The 16,378-nt window shown below is 66.9% G+C and carries 17 protein-coding genes and 1 tRNA gene; 9 read left to right on the top strand and 9 right to left on the bottom strand.

Annotation, left to right across the window (positions count from 1 at the left end; translation table 11 throughout):
* Position 1 precedes the first annotated feature (1 nt).
* Both dhaL and dhaM read left to right on the top strand, forming a co-directional pair.
* Entirely contained in the window at positions 2-643 is a 642-nt protein-coding gene (gene dhaL, locus QNO03_RS11250; RefSeq protein WP_229945659.1) for a dihydroxyacetone kinase subunit DhaL, read from the top strand.
* Complete coding sequence (dhaM, locus tag QNO03_RS11245; RefSeq protein WP_289603364.1) at positions 640-1,356, top strand: dihydroxyacetone kinase phosphoryl donor subunit DhaM; 717 nt, start codon at positions 640-642, stop codon at positions 1,354-1,356. The genes dhaL and dhaM overlap by 4 nt, the downstream gene beginning before the upstream one ends.
* 36 nt (positions 1,357-1,392) lie before the next feature.
* On the opposite strand, the gene QNO03_RS11240 is transcribed toward dhaM, so the two are convergent.
* Positions 1,393-2,334 (bottom strand): iron-sulfur binding domain-containing protein, encoded by a 942-nt coding sequence (locus QNO03_RS11240; protein ID WP_229945654.1) that lies wholly within the window; start codon positions 2,332-2,334, stop codon positions 1,393-1,395.
* 88 nt (positions 2,335-2,422) lie between these two features.
* Between QNO03_RS11240 and QNO03_RS11235 the strand changes: the two genes are divergently transcribed.
* Positions 2,423-3,097, top strand: coding sequence for a hypothetical protein (locus tag QNO03_RS11235; protein WP_289603363.1), 675 nt, complete (start codon positions 2,423-2,425; stop codon positions 3,095-3,097).
* Position 3,098: 1 nt separating this feature from the next.
* On the opposite strand, the gene disA is transcribed toward QNO03_RS11235, so the two are convergent.
* From disA to QNO03_RS11220, 3 genes are all read right to left on the bottom strand, one after another.
* Positions 3,099-4,175, bottom strand: a complete 1,077-nt coding sequence (disA, locus tag QNO03_RS11230; RefSeq protein WP_229945650.1) for a DNA integrity scanning diadenylate cyclase DisA — start codon at positions 4,173-4,175, stop codon at positions 3,099-3,101.
* 144 nt (positions 4,176-4,319) lie between these two features.
* Entirely contained in the window at positions 4,320-5,687 is a 1,368-nt protein-coding gene (gene radA, locus QNO03_RS11225) for a DNA repair protein RadA (RefSeq protein WP_289603362.1), read from the bottom strand.
* Positions 5,688-5,742: 55 nt separating this feature from the next.
* Entirely contained in the window at positions 5,743-6,873 is a 1,131-nt protein-coding gene (locus QNO03_RS11220) for an FUSC family protein (RefSeq protein WP_229945645.1), read from the bottom strand.
* 219 nt (positions 6,874-7,092) lie between these two features.
* On the opposite strand from QNO03_RS11220, the gene pstS reads away from it, so the two are divergent.
* From pstS to pstB, 4 genes are all read left to right on the top strand, one after another.
* Positions 7,093-8,214 (top strand): phosphate ABC transporter substrate-binding protein PstS, encoded by a 1,122-nt coding sequence (gene pstS, locus QNO03_RS11215; protein ID WP_289603361.1) that lies wholly within the window; start codon positions 7,093-7,095, stop codon positions 8,212-8,214.
* A 115-nt stretch (positions 8,215-8,329) separates the two neighbouring features.
* Complete coding sequence (pstC, locus tag QNO03_RS11210; RefSeq protein ID WP_289603360.1) at positions 8,330-9,259, top strand: phosphate ABC transporter permease subunit PstC; 930 nt, start codon at positions 8,330-8,332, stop codon at positions 9,257-9,259.
* The gene (gene pstA, locus QNO03_RS11205; RefSeq protein ID WP_289603359.1) at positions 9,259-10,368 is read left to right on the top strand and encodes a phosphate ABC transporter permease PstA; all 1,110 of its coding nucleotides are present in this window, start codon (positions 9,259-9,261) and stop codon (positions 10,366-10,368) included. The genes pstC and pstA overlap by 1 nt, the downstream gene beginning before the upstream one ends.
* Positions 10,369-10,397: 29 nt before the next feature.
* The gene (gene pstB / locus QNO03_RS11200; RefSeq protein ID WP_229945638.1) at positions 10,398-11,177 is read left to right on the top strand and encodes a phosphate ABC transporter ATP-binding protein PstB; all 780 of its coding nucleotides are present in this window, start codon (positions 10,398-10,400) and stop codon (positions 11,175-11,177) included.
* 7 nt (positions 11,178-11,184) lie between these two features.
* Here the strand turns inward: pstB and QNO03_RS11195 are convergent, their stop codons facing one another.
* The 3 genes from QNO03_RS11195 to QNO03_RS11185 form a co-directional block, all read right to left on the bottom strand.
* Positions 11,185-12,195: an inorganic phosphate transporter gene (locus tag QNO03_RS11195; protein ID WP_229945635.1), complete on the bottom strand. Its 1,011-nt coding sequence runs from the start codon at positions 12,193-12,195 to the stop codon at positions 11,185-11,187.
* A gap of 1 nt (position 12,196) precedes the next feature.
* Positions 12,197-12,814, bottom strand: coding sequence for a DUF47 domain-containing protein (locus QNO03_RS11190; RefSeq protein ID WP_229945633.1), 618 nt, complete (start codon positions 12,812-12,814; stop codon positions 12,197-12,199).
* A gap of 342 nt (positions 12,815-13,156) precedes the next feature.
* A complete protein-coding gene (locus QNO03_RS11185) occupies positions 13,157-13,798 on the bottom strand; it encodes a hypothetical protein (protein WP_229945630.1) in 642 nt (213 codons plus the stop codon).
* A gap of 180 nt (positions 13,799-13,978) precedes the next feature.
* Here QNO03_RS11185 and QNO03_RS11180 point away from each other — a divergent pair.
* Positions 13,979-14,051 (top strand) — tRNA-Lys (locus tag QNO03_RS11180).
* Positions 14,052-14,157: 106 nt separating this feature from the next.
* Here the strand turns inward: QNO03_RS11180 and QNO03_RS11175 are convergent.
* A complete protein-coding gene (locus tag QNO03_RS11175; RefSeq protein ID WP_442860207.1) occupies positions 14,158-14,505 on the bottom strand; it encodes a CDGSH iron-sulfur domain-containing protein in 348 nt (115 codons plus the stop codon).
* Positions 14,502-15,599, bottom strand: coding sequence for an iron-containing redox enzyme family protein (locus QNO03_RS11170; protein ID WP_229945628.1), 1,098 nt, complete (start codon positions 15,597-15,599; stop codon positions 14,502-14,504). Before QNO03_RS11170 ends, QNO03_RS11175 begins: the two co-directional genes overlap by 4 nt.
* 132 nt (positions 15,600-15,731) lie before the next feature.
* On the opposite strand from QNO03_RS11170, the gene QNO03_RS11165 reads away from it, so the two are divergent.
* Positions 15,732-16,361 (top strand): hypothetical protein, encoded by a 630-nt coding sequence (locus QNO03_RS11165; RefSeq protein ID WP_289603358.1) that lies wholly within the window; start codon positions 15,732-15,734, stop codon positions 16,359-16,361.
* Positions 16,362-16,378 lie beyond the last annotated feature (17 nt).

Genomic DNA, 16,378 nt, shown 5'->3' with positions numbered 1-16,378 from the left:
CATGGAACTGGATGCAGCCTGGGCGGACCGGTGGATGCGGCAAAGCGCCGCCGCCCTGAGTGAAAACCGGCAGCGGCTGACCACCCTGGACCGGGAAATCGGCGACGCCGACCATGGGGAAAACATGGAACGCGGCTTTAGCGCCGTTGTGGAGAAACTCGACGCCGATGGCGTGCCCCAAACTCCCGGCGAGGTCTTCAAGACCGTCGCCATGACCCTCATGTCCAAGGTGGGCGGCGCCGCCGGGCCGCTGTACGGGACGGCGTTCCTGCGGGCATCCACGGGAGCGGGCAGCGCTGCGGTGCTCGGTCCGGCCGAGCTGGTGGCGGTCCTGACATCCGCACGGGATGGAATTGCGGCCCGCGGCAAGGCCGAACCCGGTGACAAGACCATGATCGATGCCTGGACGCCTGCCGTTGATGCAGCGGTCACGGCACAGGCAGCCGGTTCGGGTCCGGTGGAGATCCTGACGGCCGCAGCAAACGCCGCCGAGGCCGGCCTGGCAGGCACGGAACCGCTCATCGCCCGCAAGGGCCGGGCCAGCTATCTGGGGGAGCGCAGCGCCGGGCACCTGGATCCCGGAGCCGCGTCCACGGCACTGATCCTGGACGCGGCGGTTTCAGCAGCGGAGGCAGCGGCGTGAGCGTAGGCCTGGTGGTTGTCTCGCACAGCCGGAAACTGGCGGAGGGGGTCGGCGAGCTGGCGGAACAAATGGCCGCCGATGTGCACATTGCTGCCGCCGGCGGGACCGACGACGACGGCATCGGCACCAGCCTGGAAAAGATCATGGCCGGTATTGCCGCGGCGGACTCCGGTGACGGTGCCGTCCTGCTGACCGACCTTGGATCCGCCGTGATGACGGCGGAATCGGCGCTGGAGTTCCTCGAACCGGAGCAGCAGCAGCGGGTCCGGATGGCGGATGCGCCGTTAGTGGAAGGAACTGTGGCGGCAGCGGTCGCTGCACAGACCGGCAGGGATGTGGCCGACGTCGTAGCGGCTGCGGAGTCCGCCGGTGCGTCCTACGCGCCGGCTCCTGGGGCCCCCGGCACCACCGGGCAGGAGGCGGACGGCGGGCCGGCCGGACCAGCCGACGGCGGCGAAACGGCCAGCGGTTCATGGACACTGATCAACCCGATGGGCCTGCACGCGCGTCCGGCCGCTGTGGTGGCGCAGCTGCTGGCGGACCTGGATGCCGAGATCACCATCAACGGTGTGGACGGAAAATCCGTCATGATGCTTATGACCCTGGGGCTGGGTCCGGGGGAGACACTCAATGCCACCGCCACCGGCCCCGATGCGCCGCGGGCAATGGAGCTGCTCGGTACACAGGTGCGGAACGGCTTCGGGGAAATCTAGGCCCCTCCCGTCAAAGTTTCCGGTCAAAGCGGCCGGTCAAAGCGGAAGTGATACTCCACGGGCATCTTCCGCCGCGAGCCGGTCGGCCAGCAGCCCGGCCAGCGCGCGTTCCATTTGTTCCTGCGGTGCCTGCAGCCGGTGAAGCGCACCGAGGGGATCCAGTTCCACCGCCGCCCGTGGCGGTTCCAGGTCCACGGGCGGGTGCAGGAGCAGTTCCCGGCGGACCGGGCCGTCCGCGGAACGCAGCACCGCCATCAGAGCCCCGCGGACCTGCCGGTCCGTCCCGGCCCACGCCTGTCCCTTGGCGGTGTAGTGCGGCTCCGGTCTGCCCGCTGCAACCCAGGCGCAGCGGTCCAGGACCGGACACTCTGCACAGCGGGGGCTGCGGGCCGTGCACACCAGGGCGCCAAGTTCCATGACCGAAGCATTCCAGGCCACGGAATCTTCGCTCTCCGCAGGCAGCAGGGACGCGGCCAGCCGCATCTCCGCAGCGGTCAGCGAAGGCGAGGGCAGGGCGTGGCCGGTCACGGCCCTGGCCTGCACCCGGCGGATATTCGTGTCCACCACGGTTTCACGCCGACCGAAGGCAAACGCAGCCACGGCGGCAGCGGTGTAGTCACCCACGCCAGGCAGGCGCAGCAGTTCCGGGTAGGTGGACGGGACTTCCCCGCCGAATTCCTCCACTATGGCCTTCGCAGCCGCGTGCAGCCGCAGCGCACGGCGCGGATACCCGAGTCTTCCCCAGGCCCGGACCGCTTCCCCGCTGGGCTCCGAGGCGAGCCCGGCCGGCGTCGGCCACCGCTGCAGCCACTGTTCCCACACGGGAAGGACGCGCACCACCGGTGTCTGCTGGAGCATGATTTCACTGACCAGCACGCCCCAGGGGGTGCGTTCCGCGTCCCGCCAAGGCAGCTCGCGGGCGTTCCCGGCGAACCACTGCGTGATGCGGCGGTGCAGTTCTTCCGCCTGCGGTTCCATGCTGCGCTCCCTTGCCTATGACCAGCAATACTCTACTAACCGGCGTGGTGCGCCCCGTAATCGGGGTGCCAATCCCTAGCCTTGAACCATGGATGGGATGGGAACACAGCAGCTGGCCGAAGAGCGTTCCGGCCCCCGGCGTCCGAGCCCCGGCGTTTACCGCCGGCGCCGGCTGGTTGCCGGTGTCCTTGCCGTGCTGCTCCTCGTGGGACTGGGTTTCGCCGTTGCAGGTGTGGTGGGTGCTTTGACCCCGGAGAAGCAGGCCGGCCCTGCCACCGTTCCGGCCCCTACCCTCAGCGCGCCGCCGGCCACCCCCGCAGCCCCCGAGCCGAAGGCTTCCGAAACCCCTAAACCGGAGGAAACCGCCAAGCCGGCGTCCGCCTGCCCGAACGAATCGGTGTCGGTGGCAGCAGTCACCGATGCGCCGGTCTATGCGGCCGGAGCGGCTCCGGTCCTGACCCTCACCGTCACCAACACGGGAGAATCGGCCTGCGAAATCAACGTCGGCACGTCCCAGATGGAATTCTCGGTCACCAGCGGCTCGGACCGCATCTTCTCCTCACTGGATTGCCAGGACGGCGGCGAGGACTTCCTCAAGAAGGTGGAGCCCGGCGCGTCGGAGACGGCAAACTTCACGTGGGAACGCAACCGGTCGGCGCCGGGCTGCGCGGCGGTGGCGTCAAACCCCAACCCCGGCACCTACGCGTTCACTGCCAGGCTTGGTGAAACGACCAGCGAAACGGCCGTCTTCCAGCTGGAGTAGCCTACATAAACCGGTCGAGGAGGCTGGTTTCAGCGATACGGGACAGGCCTTCACGCACGGTGCGGGCACGTTGTTCGCCGATGCCGTCCACCGTCATCAGGTCGTCGATATTCGCTGCCATGAGGTTCTGCAGGCCGCCGAAGTAATCCACCAGCCGGTTGGAGACAGCCGGCGGAACGGACTTGATGTTGCTCAGCAGCCGGTAGCCGCGCGGCTGGACCACAGCTTCCAGCGAGTCCTGGCCGGGCTGGAAACCGACCACCGAGGCGATCTTGCCCAGGTCCACCATCTCGGATGAACTCATGTTCTGCAGCGTGGCGATCTGCTCTTCGATCTTCCGCTTTCCGTCATTCAGGTCGGCGTAATCACGCAGGATCATTTCGCTGCCCGGCCCGAGCCCGGTGGTGAGTTCCTCCAGCTGGAGCGAAAGCAGGCGGCCGTCCACACCAAGTTCGAGGACGTACTGCGAAATTTCCTCGGAGATCCGGCGGACCATTTCCTGGCGCTGCAGCGTGACCGCCACGTCGCGGACCGTCACCATCGCTTCGATTTCCAGTGCGGAGAGGGAATTCGTGACCTGGTCCAGCCGGGACCGGTACCGTTCGAGGGTTGCCAGCGCCTGGTTGGCACGCGCCAGCACCGGCTCGGAACCTTCGAGGACGTGGCGGAGCCCGCCTACGTAGAGCTGGATGATCCGCATGGACTGGCTGACCGAGATGACCGGGAAACCCGTCTGGATGGCCACCCGTTCGGCGGTCCGGTGCCGGGTGCCCGATTCGTGCGTTTCAATAGTGTGGTCGGGAACCAGCTGCACCGCTGCCCGCAGGATGTTGCTGGCGTCGCGGTCGCAGACGATGGCGCCGTCCATCTTTGCCAGTTCCCGCAGCCGGGTCGGGGAGAAGTCAATGCCGATGTCGAACCCGCCGGAACAGATGGCATCCACTGCCCGGTCAAAGCCGAGGACAATCAGGGCGCCGGTGCGGCCGCGCAGGATGCGCTCGAGCCCGTCACGGAGTTCGGTCCCGGGTGCGACCCGCGCCAGGGTGGCTTTCAGGGCATCTTCGGGGCTGCGGGCCATGGTCACTTCCTTCCGGCCAGTAGGCCTGGATGATCTGGGCTAAGGCTTGCCCGTCCCTATACTAGTGGGAGATTCCCGGTACACTTTCCCGCCGGTGAACCACGGCACGTCCCCTGCCTCCGGCGCCCGCGTGCGGAAGCAGTCCTAGAAGAGCAGCTCCAGGGCCTCGGCGAGGGTGGAGACTTCCCGGACCTTGAAACCAGCGGGGATATTTCCCGTTCCGTTGGGGGAGGCCGGTACCACGGCGTGGGTAAAGCCCAGCCGTTCAGCCTCGTTTATGCGCCGGGCGATGCCGGGCACCGGACGTACTTCCCCGGCCAGTCCCACCTCCCCGAAGGCAATCAGCTGGGCGGGCAGCGGCTTGTTCATCTTCGCCGACGCCACGGCCAGCGCCACGGCCAGGTCCGTGGCCGGCTCCCCCAGCTTCACCCCGCCCACCGTGGAGACATAGCTGTCATCCTTGGCCAGGCTCATGGAGGCGCGCTGCTGCAGCACGGCGAGCAGCATGGCCACCCGGGAGGCGTCAACGCCGCTGGTGGCACGCCGGGCCTGCGCGTTGCCCGTCTCCGCGACCAGCGACTGCACCTCGGCCACCAAGGGGCGCTTGCCTTCGAGGGTGACGGTGATGCAGGTGCCCGAGACGGGATCCTTGGTCCGGGAAACGAACAACCCGCTGGGATCGGCTAGCCCCTCAATCCCGTCTTCGGTCAGGTCGAAGCAGCCCACCTCGTCCGTGGGTCCGTAGCGGTTCTTGACCGCCCGGAGCAGCCGCAGCCGGGAATGCCGGTCGCCGTCGAACTGGCAGACCACGTCCACCAGGTGTTCGAGCAGCCGGGGGCCGGCAATGGAGCCGTCCTTGGTGACATGCCCAACCAGCAGGGTGGTCATGTTCCGGGTCTTGGCTGCATTGATCAGGGACGCCGCCACTTCCCGCACCTGACTGACCCCGCCGGCGCTGCCGTCCACGGCCGGGCTGCTCAGCGTCTGCACCGAGTCGACAATCAGCAGGCCGGGGGAGACCTGTTCCACCTGCCCCAGGGCCTGCCCCAGGTCTGTTTCCGCGCTGAGATACAGGTTCTCGGAGACCGCACCGATGCGCTCGGCCCGCAGTTTCACCTGAGCCGTGGATTCCTCACCGGTGACATAGAGGACGTCGCGGCCGGCTCCGGCCACCCGCGCGGCGACGTCGAGGAGCAGGGTGGACTTGCCGACGCCGGGTTCCCCCGCGAGCAGGATCACCGCTCCGGGGACGAGGCCGCCGCCCAGGACGCGGTCCAGTTCACCGACTCCGGTGGCCTGGTAGGCGGCGGTGGTGGCATCCACCTCGCCGATCCTCAGCGCCGGACGGGCCACGACCGCAGCGGCAGTGGTGCGGGCAATGACTTCCCCGGATTCCTCCACCGTGCCCCAGGCCTGGCATTCACCGCAGCGTCCCACCCATTTGGCCGTTGTCCAGCCGCATTCGGAGCAGCGGAAGTTGGCGGTCTTGGGCCGTGCAGTCTTTGTTGCCATGGAAACAGGCTATCCCGCGGCACCGACACTTCTTTTTCGGGGCCTGTCCGGGCCCTCAGACCTCCGAGAGGTAGGTGACTGCCTCTTCGTGGGTAAGTCCGGTGGATTCCAGCAGATCCACCACCAGGGGGCGGAACAGCATAACCAGCGCGTCCCCCTGCAGGTCGGTGATGCCCAGGGACTTTGGATGCAGCCGGGTTCCCACCCGGGCCAGTTCGCTGCGGGCCTGGCGCAGATGCCGCCTGCGGGTGTCCGCTCCTTCCCCGCCGCCCAGTGCGCGGGCCAGGACATCCACGGCGTCGGCGGTCTCGTTCAGCACCTCCGACACATTCTCGATGGCTTCATCGCCAAGGGACGCATGGTTGATGACCGACGTCGTCCGGCGGGCGAAGACCCGGCTGTTGCGCACGGCCAGGTCCAGGAAACCGATGGAGCCGCGCAGGTCCCCCAGTTCCGCCAGGTACCGCCGGTAAGCGGGGGAAATGCGGGCGACCTCCCGGGCGTCACGCACGCTGCGGGCCAGGGTGTCCAACTGGGGCTGGGTATTCCTCGCCCGGACCAGGGCATGCCAGGCAATGGTGGAATCGCTCTTGGCGATGGCCTCGGAGCACTGGCGCAGCACGGCGGAGAGTTCATGCAGGATTTCGCGGATATTGGACTTGGGCTCCCGGCGCGGATCCCGCGGTGCCAGCATGGTGACCACCAGGGCGAAAACGCCGCCGACTATGGCATCCACGCTGCGGGTGAAGACACCGCCGTCAGGTGCCGGCAGGAGCACAACCAGCAGGGACTGCAGCCCCAGCTGAGTAGTGAAGATAACGCCCCGGTCCAGGAAGCGTGCCAGCATCACCGAGACAAAGAGGACGACGGCGGCCTGGGCCAGGCCGTTGCCCAGCAGGGTGAGCAGGATTTCGCCGATGGTGATGCCCAGCGTGCAGCCGATCCCAACCTCGAGCACCCGGCGGGTCCGCGGTTCACGGGAGAACCCGAGTGAAATCAGGGCGGCGGTTGCTGCGAACAGCGGGCCCTGGTGTCCCAGGACATATTCGGCAAATGCGTAGGCCCCGACCGCGCAGACAGTCATCTGCAGTGCCGGCACCACCGAGTTTCGGCTGCGCTGCAGCCCCACGCGGGCCCGGTTCAGCAGGAACCCCCGGCTTTTGGCGAAGGAGCTGCGTTGGGGCATAAAACCAGTCTAGGGGGAGCTGGAGCCAACCTGTAACCGGCGTTACATCCGGTAGTGGCAGATGTTCCCCGGCCGACCGGCGCACGTTAACTTTCCGTTTACCTTGCTTCGCCACTCTGGGACAGGAACGTTTGCCCGTTCCCTGCACTCGACTGCTTTTCCTGACTCAGCTTCCCGGCGCACCCTGTGCCGAAAGAACCCCTCGAAAGGGACACGATAGTGAAGGTTTTGAACCGCGCTGTATCCGTGCTTTCAGTTTCACTTGTTGCCGCACTCAGCCTGGCCGCCTGCGGCACGGACAGCGCTGCACCCTCCGCGGCCCCGAGCGAGGGGAGCGCGGAAAGCTCAGTCACGGGCACGCTCTCCGGTGCCGGTGCCTCCTCCCAGGACGCGGCTATGCAGGCCTGGATCGCGGGCTTCGGCGCAGCCAATCCGCAGGCGTCCGTCCAATATTCACCGGATGGCTCGGGCGCCGGCAGGGAAGCGCTGCTGGCCGGCGGTGTCCAGTTTGCCGGGTCCGACGCCTACCTTGACGACGAAGAAACCGCTGCGGCCGCGGAGGTCTGCGGTCCCGACGGCGCCATCCACGTTCCCGTCTACATTTCCCCGATCGCCATTGCCTTCAACCTTCCGGGCATCATGGAGCTGAACCTCGACGCAGACACCATCGCGGCGATCTTCCGCGGCGAGTTCACCACCTGGAACGATCCGGCCATCGCCGCGCAGAACAAGGGCGTGGAACTGCCTGCCACCGCCATCACGGCGGTACACCGCGGCGACGAATCGGGCACCACCAAGAACTTCACCGAGTACCTGGCCGAAGCCGCACCCGAAAAGTGGACGGATAAGGCTTCCGGTGAATGGCCGGACGGCCTGCCGAACGGTGAAAGCGCCTCCGGCACCGGCGGCGTCATTTCCACGGTGACGTCCACCGAGGGTGGCATCACCTATGCCGACGCCTCGGCCGCCGGTTCCCTGGGCAAGGTCAGCGTCAAGGTGGGCGAAAGCTACGTACCCTTCAGCGCCGACGCCGCCGCACTCGCCGTCGAATCCTCCACCCCGGTCACCGGCGAAGGCCGTCCCGAAGCGGACATGGCCATGGACCTGGACCGCGACACGGCGGAATCCGGTGCCTACCCCGTGGTGCTGGTGAGCTACCACGTGTTCTGCACCAGCTACGAGGACCAGCAGGCCGTTGATCTGGTCCGCGCGTTCGGTACCTACGTCGTCAGCGAAGAGGGCCAGGCTGCCGCGTCCGACGCCGCGGGCAGCGCGCCGCTCTCGGACGCCCTGCGCGGCAAGGCGGAAACAGCGCTGGAAACCATCAAGGTCCGTTCCTAACGTGCTCATCCTGCCCTCCTCCGCTCCGTGCGGGGGAGGGCAGAGGCACCACCGGGGCCGGGGTCCCTACACTGATAAAAGAGTCTGCACGCAACGCATTTCGAAGGGTTGAGCAGTGTCCAGCAAGTCCATAACCGGAGAAGGCGGCACCGGCCGCGCCGGAGACAAGATTTTCTCCGGCATAGCGGTGACAGCCGGGTGCCTGATTCTCTTCGTACTGTTCTGCGTGGCCGTGTTCCTGATGTGGCAGGCGCTGCCCACCTTCATGGCGGATCCGGCGGAGATTTCCGGCGGCGGGTTCGGACAGTACATCCTGCCCCTGGTCATCGGGACGGTCATTGCCGCCCTCATCGCGCTGCTCATCGCCACCCCGGTGGGCATCGGCGTCGCCCTGTTCATTTCGCACTACGCACCGCGCCGGCTGGCGCAGGGACTGGGCTATCTGGTGGACCTGCTCGCGGCCATCCCGTCGGTGGTCTACGGGGCCTGGGGAATGACGGTGCTGGCCCCGGCCCTGGTGGGGCCGTACAACTGGCTGGCCGAAAACGCCGGATGGATTCCGCTGTTTGCCGGACCGGCCAGCCAGACCGGCAAAACCATGCTCACGGCCGGCATTGTGCTCTCCGTCATGGTGCTGCCGATCATTACCTCGCTGACACGGGAAATCTTCCTGCAGACGCCCAAGCTGCACGAGGAAGCGGCGCTCGCAATGGGCGCCACCCGGTGGGAAATGATCCGGATGGCCGTTTTCCCCTTCGCGCGTCCCGGCGTCATCAGCGCGGTCATGCTGGGACTGGGCCGCGCACTGGGTGAAACCATGGCGGTGGCACTGGTGCTTTCCTCCGGCGGGCTGATCGCCAGCCTGATCCGGCCTGGCAACCAGACCATAGCCGCCGAGATTGCCCTGAACTTCCCTGAAGCGTTTGGGCTCCGGCTCTCGGAGCTGATCGCGGCAGGGCTCGTGCTGTTCCTGATCACCCTGGCGGTCAACGTGGTTGCCCGCTGGATTATCAGCCGTCACAAAGAATTCTCGGGAGCCAACTGATGCTCGATACATCCCCCGTCCTGAACCGTCCCGGCTCCCTGCTGACGAAGAACAGGCTGCCGCGCTACACGCCCTGGATCGTGCTGGCCGCGGCCTTGGTCCTGGGTGCGGCCCTGTCCGCCCTCCTCGGTTTCTCCGTTGCATCCTTCGCCATCTTCACCGCCGTGCTTTTCGTCATCGGCGGCACGGCGGCCACCTGGGTGGTGGAGGGCAGGCGGCATGCAGTGGACCGCCTCGCCACTAACCTGGTCTGCGGTGCGTTCCTGTTGGCGCTGCTGCCCCTGGTATCGGTGATCTTCACCGTCCTGGCCCGCGGCCTGCCCGGCCTCAACCCGGACTTCCTGCTGACCTCCATGGGCGGAATGACCGGGGCCGTGGACAACGCCACTGTGGAAAACGGGACAGCGGTGCTCGGCGGCGCTTACCACGGCATTGTCGGCACCCTGCTGATCACATTCTGGGCCACGGTCATTTCCGTGCCGGTGGGCCTGCTGGCTGCCGTGTACCTGGTGGAATACAGCCGCGGCGGAACGCTTTCGCGGGCCATCACGTTCTTCGTGGACGTGATGACCGGCATCCCTTCGATCGTGGCCGGCCTGTTCGCCGCCGCGTTCTTCGGGCTGGTTTTCGGGCCCGGCACGCGGACGGGCTTTGTTGCCGCCGTCGCCCTCTCCGTACTGATGATCCCGGTGGTGGTCCGGTCCACCGAGGAAATGCTGAAGATTGTGCCCAACGAGCTCCGGGAGGCGTCCTACGCCCTGGGTGTGAGGAAGTGGCGGACCATCCTGAAAGTAGTGGTCCCCACCGCTATTTCCGGCATTGCCTCCGGCGTCACCCTGGCCATTGCCCGCGTGATCGGCGAGACCGCCCCGCTGCTGGTCACGGCCGGCTTCGTGAACACCATCAACTTCAACGCCTTCGCGGGCTGGATGAGCACGCTGCCCACGTTTATCTACCGGCAGCTGATGAGTCCCACCTCACCGACCAACACCGATCCCAGTACCCAGCGGGCCTGGGCGGCCGCCCTGATCCTGATCATCATGGTGATGCTGCTGAACCTTGGCGCACGCCTGATCGCCCGGATCTTCGCCCCCCGGACCTCCCGCTAGCCCGTCTTCGATCCACCGAGAAGGAAATCATGTCCAAGCGCATCGACGTCAAAGACCTCAACGTCTACTACGGCAGTTTCCTGGCCGTCCAGGACGTGAACATCAACATTGAACCCCGCTCCGTGACTGCCTTCATCGGCCCATCGGGCTGCGGCAAGTCCACCTTCCTGCGTACCCTCAACCGGATGCACGAAGTCCTTCCCGGGGCCCGTGTGGAAGGCGAAGTGCTGCTGGACGGGGAGAACCTGTACGGCCCCGGCGTCGACCCGGTAACCGTGCGCAGCCACGTCGGCATGGTTTTCCAGCGGCCCAACCCGTTCCCCACCATGTCCATCCGGGACAATGTGCTGGCAGGCGTGAAGCTGAACAACAAGCGGATTTCCAAATCCGACGCGGATGCCCTGGTGGAAAAATCCCTCACCGGCGCCAACCTCTGGAAGGAGGTCCGGGACCGGCTGGACAAGCCCGGTTCCGGTCTTTCCGGCGGGCAGCAGCAGCGTTTGTGCATAGCCCGCGCCATCGCCGTGTCCCCGGAGGTGATCCTGATGGACGAGCCCTGTTCCGCCCTGGATCCCATTTCCACCCTGGCCATCGAGGACCTCATCGAGGAACTGAAGAGTGAGTACACGGTGGTGATCGTGACGCACAACATGCAGCAGGCGGCACGGGTGTCGGACAAGACCGCGTTCTTCAACATTGCCGGAACCGGCAAGCCCGGCCGGCTCATCGAATACGCGGACACTCCGGTCATCTTCAGCAACCCCGCGGAGCAGGCCACGGAGGACTACGTCTCCGGGCGTTTCGGGTAAACGCCGGCTATAGGAGTGGACTGAGGGCCAGCAGCAGGATTCCGCCGAGCACCGCCGTCACCGGTGCCGTGACCAGCCAGGTGACGAGGATTTCCCGCAGCGGGATCAGGCGGACGGTGGAGAAGCGCTGGTTGGTGCCGGCGCCCACGATGGCGGAGGTCATGGTCTGGGTACTTGAGAGCGGGATGTGCAGCCAGAGGGCGCCGAGGAAGAGCATGGTGGAACTGACCGCCTGGGCACTCATGCCCCGCAGCGGGTCCATCCGCACCAGCCGGTAGCCCAGGGTGTGGGTGATCCGCCAGCCGCCGAAGAGCGTGCCGGCGGCCAGGGCAAACGCTGCGAACAGCTGGACCCAGAGCGGGATCTCCGTTTCCACCGCCTGCCCGGCGGCCAACAGGGCCAGCACCACAACAGCCATGGTCCGCTGCCCGTCCTGGATGCCGTGTCCAAGGGAGAAGGCCGAGGTGAAGACGGACTGCGCTATCCGGTTTCCCGCATCGCCGCGGCGCGGGGAGCTGTAACGCATTAGCCAGGTGGCGGGGAAAACCAGCAGGTACGCCAGCGCAAAGGCAATTGCGGGCGAGAGCAGCAACGGCAGGGCCAGCTGCTCCCAGATCAGCCGGTTGGACTCCGCGATGTTCTGTCCGCCCACCAGGGTGGACGCCGCTCCGGAACCTACAATCCCGCCCACCAGTGCATGTGTGGAAGAGGACGGCATCCGCCGCCACCAGGTCCATACGCCCCAGCCGCAGGCCGCCAGCAATCCGGCAACCAGGATGCCCAGCCCCTCGGGGCCGGCCGGCAGGTCCACGAACCGCACGGTCAGGGCGACGGCCAGGGCGGTACTGACCAGGGCACCCAGAAGGTTGAACGCAGCGGCGAGGATGATCGCCACCGTGGGGGTCAGGGCCCGGGTGCGCACCGACGTCGCCACCGAGTTGGAGGCGTCGTGGAAGCCGTTGACGAAGGCATAGGCTCCGGCGAGCAGGACGACGCCGGCCAGCAGGAAAGCGGTCACCCTAGGATTCCCGGACGAGGATGCCGCCGACGAAAGTCGCCGCACGGCGAAGCTGGGCCGTGGCGCCGGAAAGCTGATCGGCCAGGTCCCGGTGCCTGGCGTAGGCCAGCGGCTTGTACTCGCGCATCAGTTCCGCCACCCAGATCCGGCGGGAGCGCTCCGCACGCCGGGCCAGCCGGAGCATTTCAATCCAGTACTCCTCCAGGTCCTCCAGCGAGGCAAGCCGGCGCATGGCGGAGGCCGTCAGTTCCGCCTGCCGGCCAATGACCTCCAGCTGCTCGGAAGCGCGGCGGGATACGCCGGTGAGCTTGTAGAGGGAAATAGTCTCCGCGGAGGCGTCCAGGCATTCCATGGCGGACATCAGGACCAGCGACAGTTCGTACAGGTCTTCCCGGGGCAGCGGGTTGATGAAGCTGGTCCGCATCTGCGTCATCAAGGCAAAGTGCAGGTCCGTGGTTTCCGCATCGATCTGATGCAGCTGCTCGGTAAGCCGGTCGAATTCCTCCGGGCCTGCTCCGAGTATCTCGGCCAGAACACCGGTGCCGCGCAGCAGCTGCGACGCCATCCGGGAGAGCAGTTCGAGGCCGGCATTCTCTTGGGGAAACAGCTGAAGTTTCACGCCGTGCACATCATGCCGGCCGGAGGGGAGGTTCTCACAGGCCCAAGATTATCTGATCGCGGCGCCGGTTCAGCGAGCGGCAGGCCAAACCCGCGCAGTGCACGGCGGGTTTGACTCAGGAGGGGAAAGTAGCGGTGCCGGACCGGGAGCGCCTCTCGGCGGAAGGCCGCTCGAAGCGGCTCAGAGTTGAAGCCCGGGGGTTCCGCAGTCCGACACCGATTTCAGTTTTCTACTCTCTGCCGGTGATGTCAACACGGCCCCGGCGGACTGTGAGGACCGCCACTGGGGGATGCGTCACGAGCCCCTTACCCAGGCGGCTGTCCTGCTCCCCGCCGGCTCCGGCTAGTCGAGTTCGCCCCGCCGCCAGGCGGCTGCCGAATGCTCCAGGTCCTCCGCCGTGTGCACCAGCTGGCGTGCGTTGCGGGTCAGCAAGGTCGCCCGGTCCCCGTTGGATGCCTCGGAGGAATCCGCGTGGTTGGCCTGGCCGAGGGCCACCACCCTGCAGAAGGCGGCGAAACGCTCCAGTGCGACGTCGAAATCGCCTTCAAAGGCACCGGAGAGGATGGTGTCCGCCATGGTGCGTACCTCGTCCGCCCCCAGCGGTTCGGCTACTCCGGCAACGACTTTGGAAACCTGTGCAACGTCCTTCCCGGCGGCGTAGAACGCGGCAATGCGCTCGGGATTGCGCTGGATGGATGCACGGAGCGCGTAGAGGCGCCAGAGGGCTCCCGGCAGGGACCGGGCAGGGCTTTCAGCCCACATTTCGGCGACCGCTTCGACTCCCTGCTGGTCGGTCAGTTCCACCAGCCGGCGGGTGACTTCCGGATCGGTGCTCCTGCGGCCGTGGTGGACGAGCGCCTGGGCGGCCAGATGGGCCGCCTCGGAAACGCGTGCCGGATCGGCACCGCCGGGGAAGTTGGCGAAGTCCACGGGTGCAAGAGGCTTTGGCTTGTGATGGCGCGGCATTGAATTGGACTCACTCATGCTTTGAGAATACTCCGGGATCAGCACCGAATCGAGGCGGGTTGGAGGTGCCCGGGAACTGCCTGAAGGCGTGCCGCACCGGCTGGATCCCCGGTCCCCGCCCGGGGTTTTCCACGATCTGTGCGGTGTGCGATAAAGTGGGACAGTCGGTCCGCGCTGTAACCAGCCGGAGCCGGTGGCGCGCCTATAGCTCAGTTGGTAGAGCAACGTCCTTTTAAGTCGTGGGTCGCAGGTTCGAGCCCTGCTGGGCGCACCGCAAAAAGAGCACCGAAAAAAGAGCACCGCAAAAAGAATGGCTTGCCGAGGCAAGCCATTCTTTGTTTAAGCCTTTGTCCTGGCCGGCGGGACTGTTCCTTCGCTTAGCCTGCGGCTTCTTCCGCGGCCCGCCGCGCCGGTTCCGGTACCGGACGACGCCGGGTGGTATCGAACTTCATCAGCTTGTGGGTGCCGTCGCAGTACGGTTTGATCGCGGAGCCACCGCACCGGCACAGCGCCACGGTTTCCCGGTCCCGCGGCACGGGGACCCCGTCAGGCGTGACAATTTCGAAGTCGCCGCGGACCAGCAGGGGACCATTGGGGCAGGCCACGATGGACGCCGGGGCGCTGCCTTCCCGGGTCTCCCAGGCCTGGAGCCCGGCAGCCTCAACCTCAGTCGCCGGGTCCGGCATGGCCGCCGTGTCCTCCGCGGGGGATCCGCTGACCGTCACGGCGTGACACCGCCGGCCATTGCCGTAGCTGCCAGTGCGGCACCTGCGGTGCCGCCGCCGTCGTTAGCCAGGGGCGTGAGCAGCGCGGTCTCGCCTGCCTGCCAGGCCGTGAGCTGGTCTTCGGCGAGCATGGCGTCGATGGCCAGGACGGTAGCGGCGCCGAAGATGATGTCTGCCAGCAGGTCGGGTTCGGCCTCGGCCAGTCCGCCGGCCAGGTCGCGTGCGGCGATCTGCTCGTGCACCGCGTCCGCTTCAACGTGTTCATCGAAGTAATACGTGACCTCATCGCTGAAACCGTGCCGCCGGAATCCGCGGGCGTAGAACGAGTTGGGGATGGAGGAGGTCATTTCGAACGCCGCCAGGTGCCCGGCAATGGCGCCGCGCAGCCGCCGGTTCAAGCCAAAGAGGGACATGGCGTTGGAGGAAGCCAGGGTCAGTGCGGGAACCAGGTCGATGTAGTACCCGTAGCCGGAATCCAGGCCGAGACCCTCCATGGTGGTGCCGAACAGCTTCGAGTGCATCCGCTCCACGCGCCCGCCGCCGTATTCATCTGCCTGGATCTCCACCAGGGCCGCCTTGGCGCGTCCCACAGGAAGCCGCGGGATGGCCCAGCTGTGCGGGTCCGCCTCCTTCAGCTGGTACACCGAGCGCAGGATCAGGAATTCCTGCAGCTGTTCGACGCTCGCCTTCCCGGCCACGAAACGCGAAGCGCCGGGACTCTTGTCGTCGGCCGCCAGGCGGAAGAGGGACTCTGCAACGGCTTCGCTCTCCGGCGCGGGCAATGCGGGGACGGGCACTACCGCGCGCAGCACGTCCTCGAACGCCGCTTCCATCCGGGCGCGCACGCGGATCAGCTCGGGATCCCATTCAGCCGCATCCTCGACTCCATCCAGTCCGCTGTAGTGCAGCTCGTAGAGGCAGAACAGGGCCAGCTGAAGGTCTTCGTCACGGAGCAGGTCCGGGGTGCCGGCCAGGGCTTCGTCCACCAGGAGATTCAGGGAGCCGTAGGCGTTGGCGTGGCCCGCGCCGCCGCGGTTCTGGAGGAGGTCTAGCAGGGTGGCGCTGACGCGCCCCCTCGGGGCGGGAATCTTCATTGCTTTCCTTACATCTGCAGGCGCTTTTCCGGCGGTTTTCATCGGATTTTGTCGGGCTGCGGGACACAAGCCACAAGTCAGCATACTTGGTGTTCCCCCACCCGGCCCTTTTTCAGGTGCACCGTACCGCCATTGACCTTTGCAGCCGGGTTCGGTGCAATGGAGGCACAAGGACCAGGAAGGCAACAGGGCGGAGCGGCGATGGTGGAGGGTGTTTTTCCGATCCTGCTGCTGGTGCTCGCGCTCACCGCCGGTGCGGCCGGTATTGACCGGGCCCTTCGCGCCGGAGACGGCGAGAACCTTTTCTGGGCCGGGTTGACGGCGTTCCTGGCGGTCCTGCTGATTGCCGCGTGGGCGTCGACTGCCACGGATGCCGGAGCCGCTGCAGCGGGGTCGGTTGTGGTGGGCGGCAGCATCGCCGCGGCACTCTGGGTGGCCCGGCGGGACCGCCGTCGTCGGCTGATCCGTGAAGACCGGCAGGTGCAGGCCGAACTACACGCTGTGGCGGCCCGCCACGAGGAGGTCCTGGCCCGCTGGCGAGCCTATGAACTGGATCCCTGGCTCGCGGCGGAGCACCCTCAGCTCCTGGATGTCCGGGCCCCGGAAACGCGCAACTTCATCCGGGCGCTGAAGGCGGCCGAACAGCTGCGCCCCGAAGCAGGGAAGGCGTCGGATGCGGCTGCGTATGCCCAGGCCGTCGGCAGGCTGGAAGATTCCTTCCGCCGCGCCGAAACCGCCGCAGGCGGCGGAAGGGCCGCATAACCGCGCGAAGGGCATTG

This window comes from Arthrobacter sp. zg-Y877, from assembly GCF_030373105.1.
GTDB lineage: Bacteria > Actinomycetota > Actinomycetes > Actinomycetales > Micrococcaceae > Arthrobacter_B.
The sequence above is the reverse complement of the archived record's forward strand: the minus strand, read 5'-3'. Positions and strand labels throughout refer to the sequence as shown.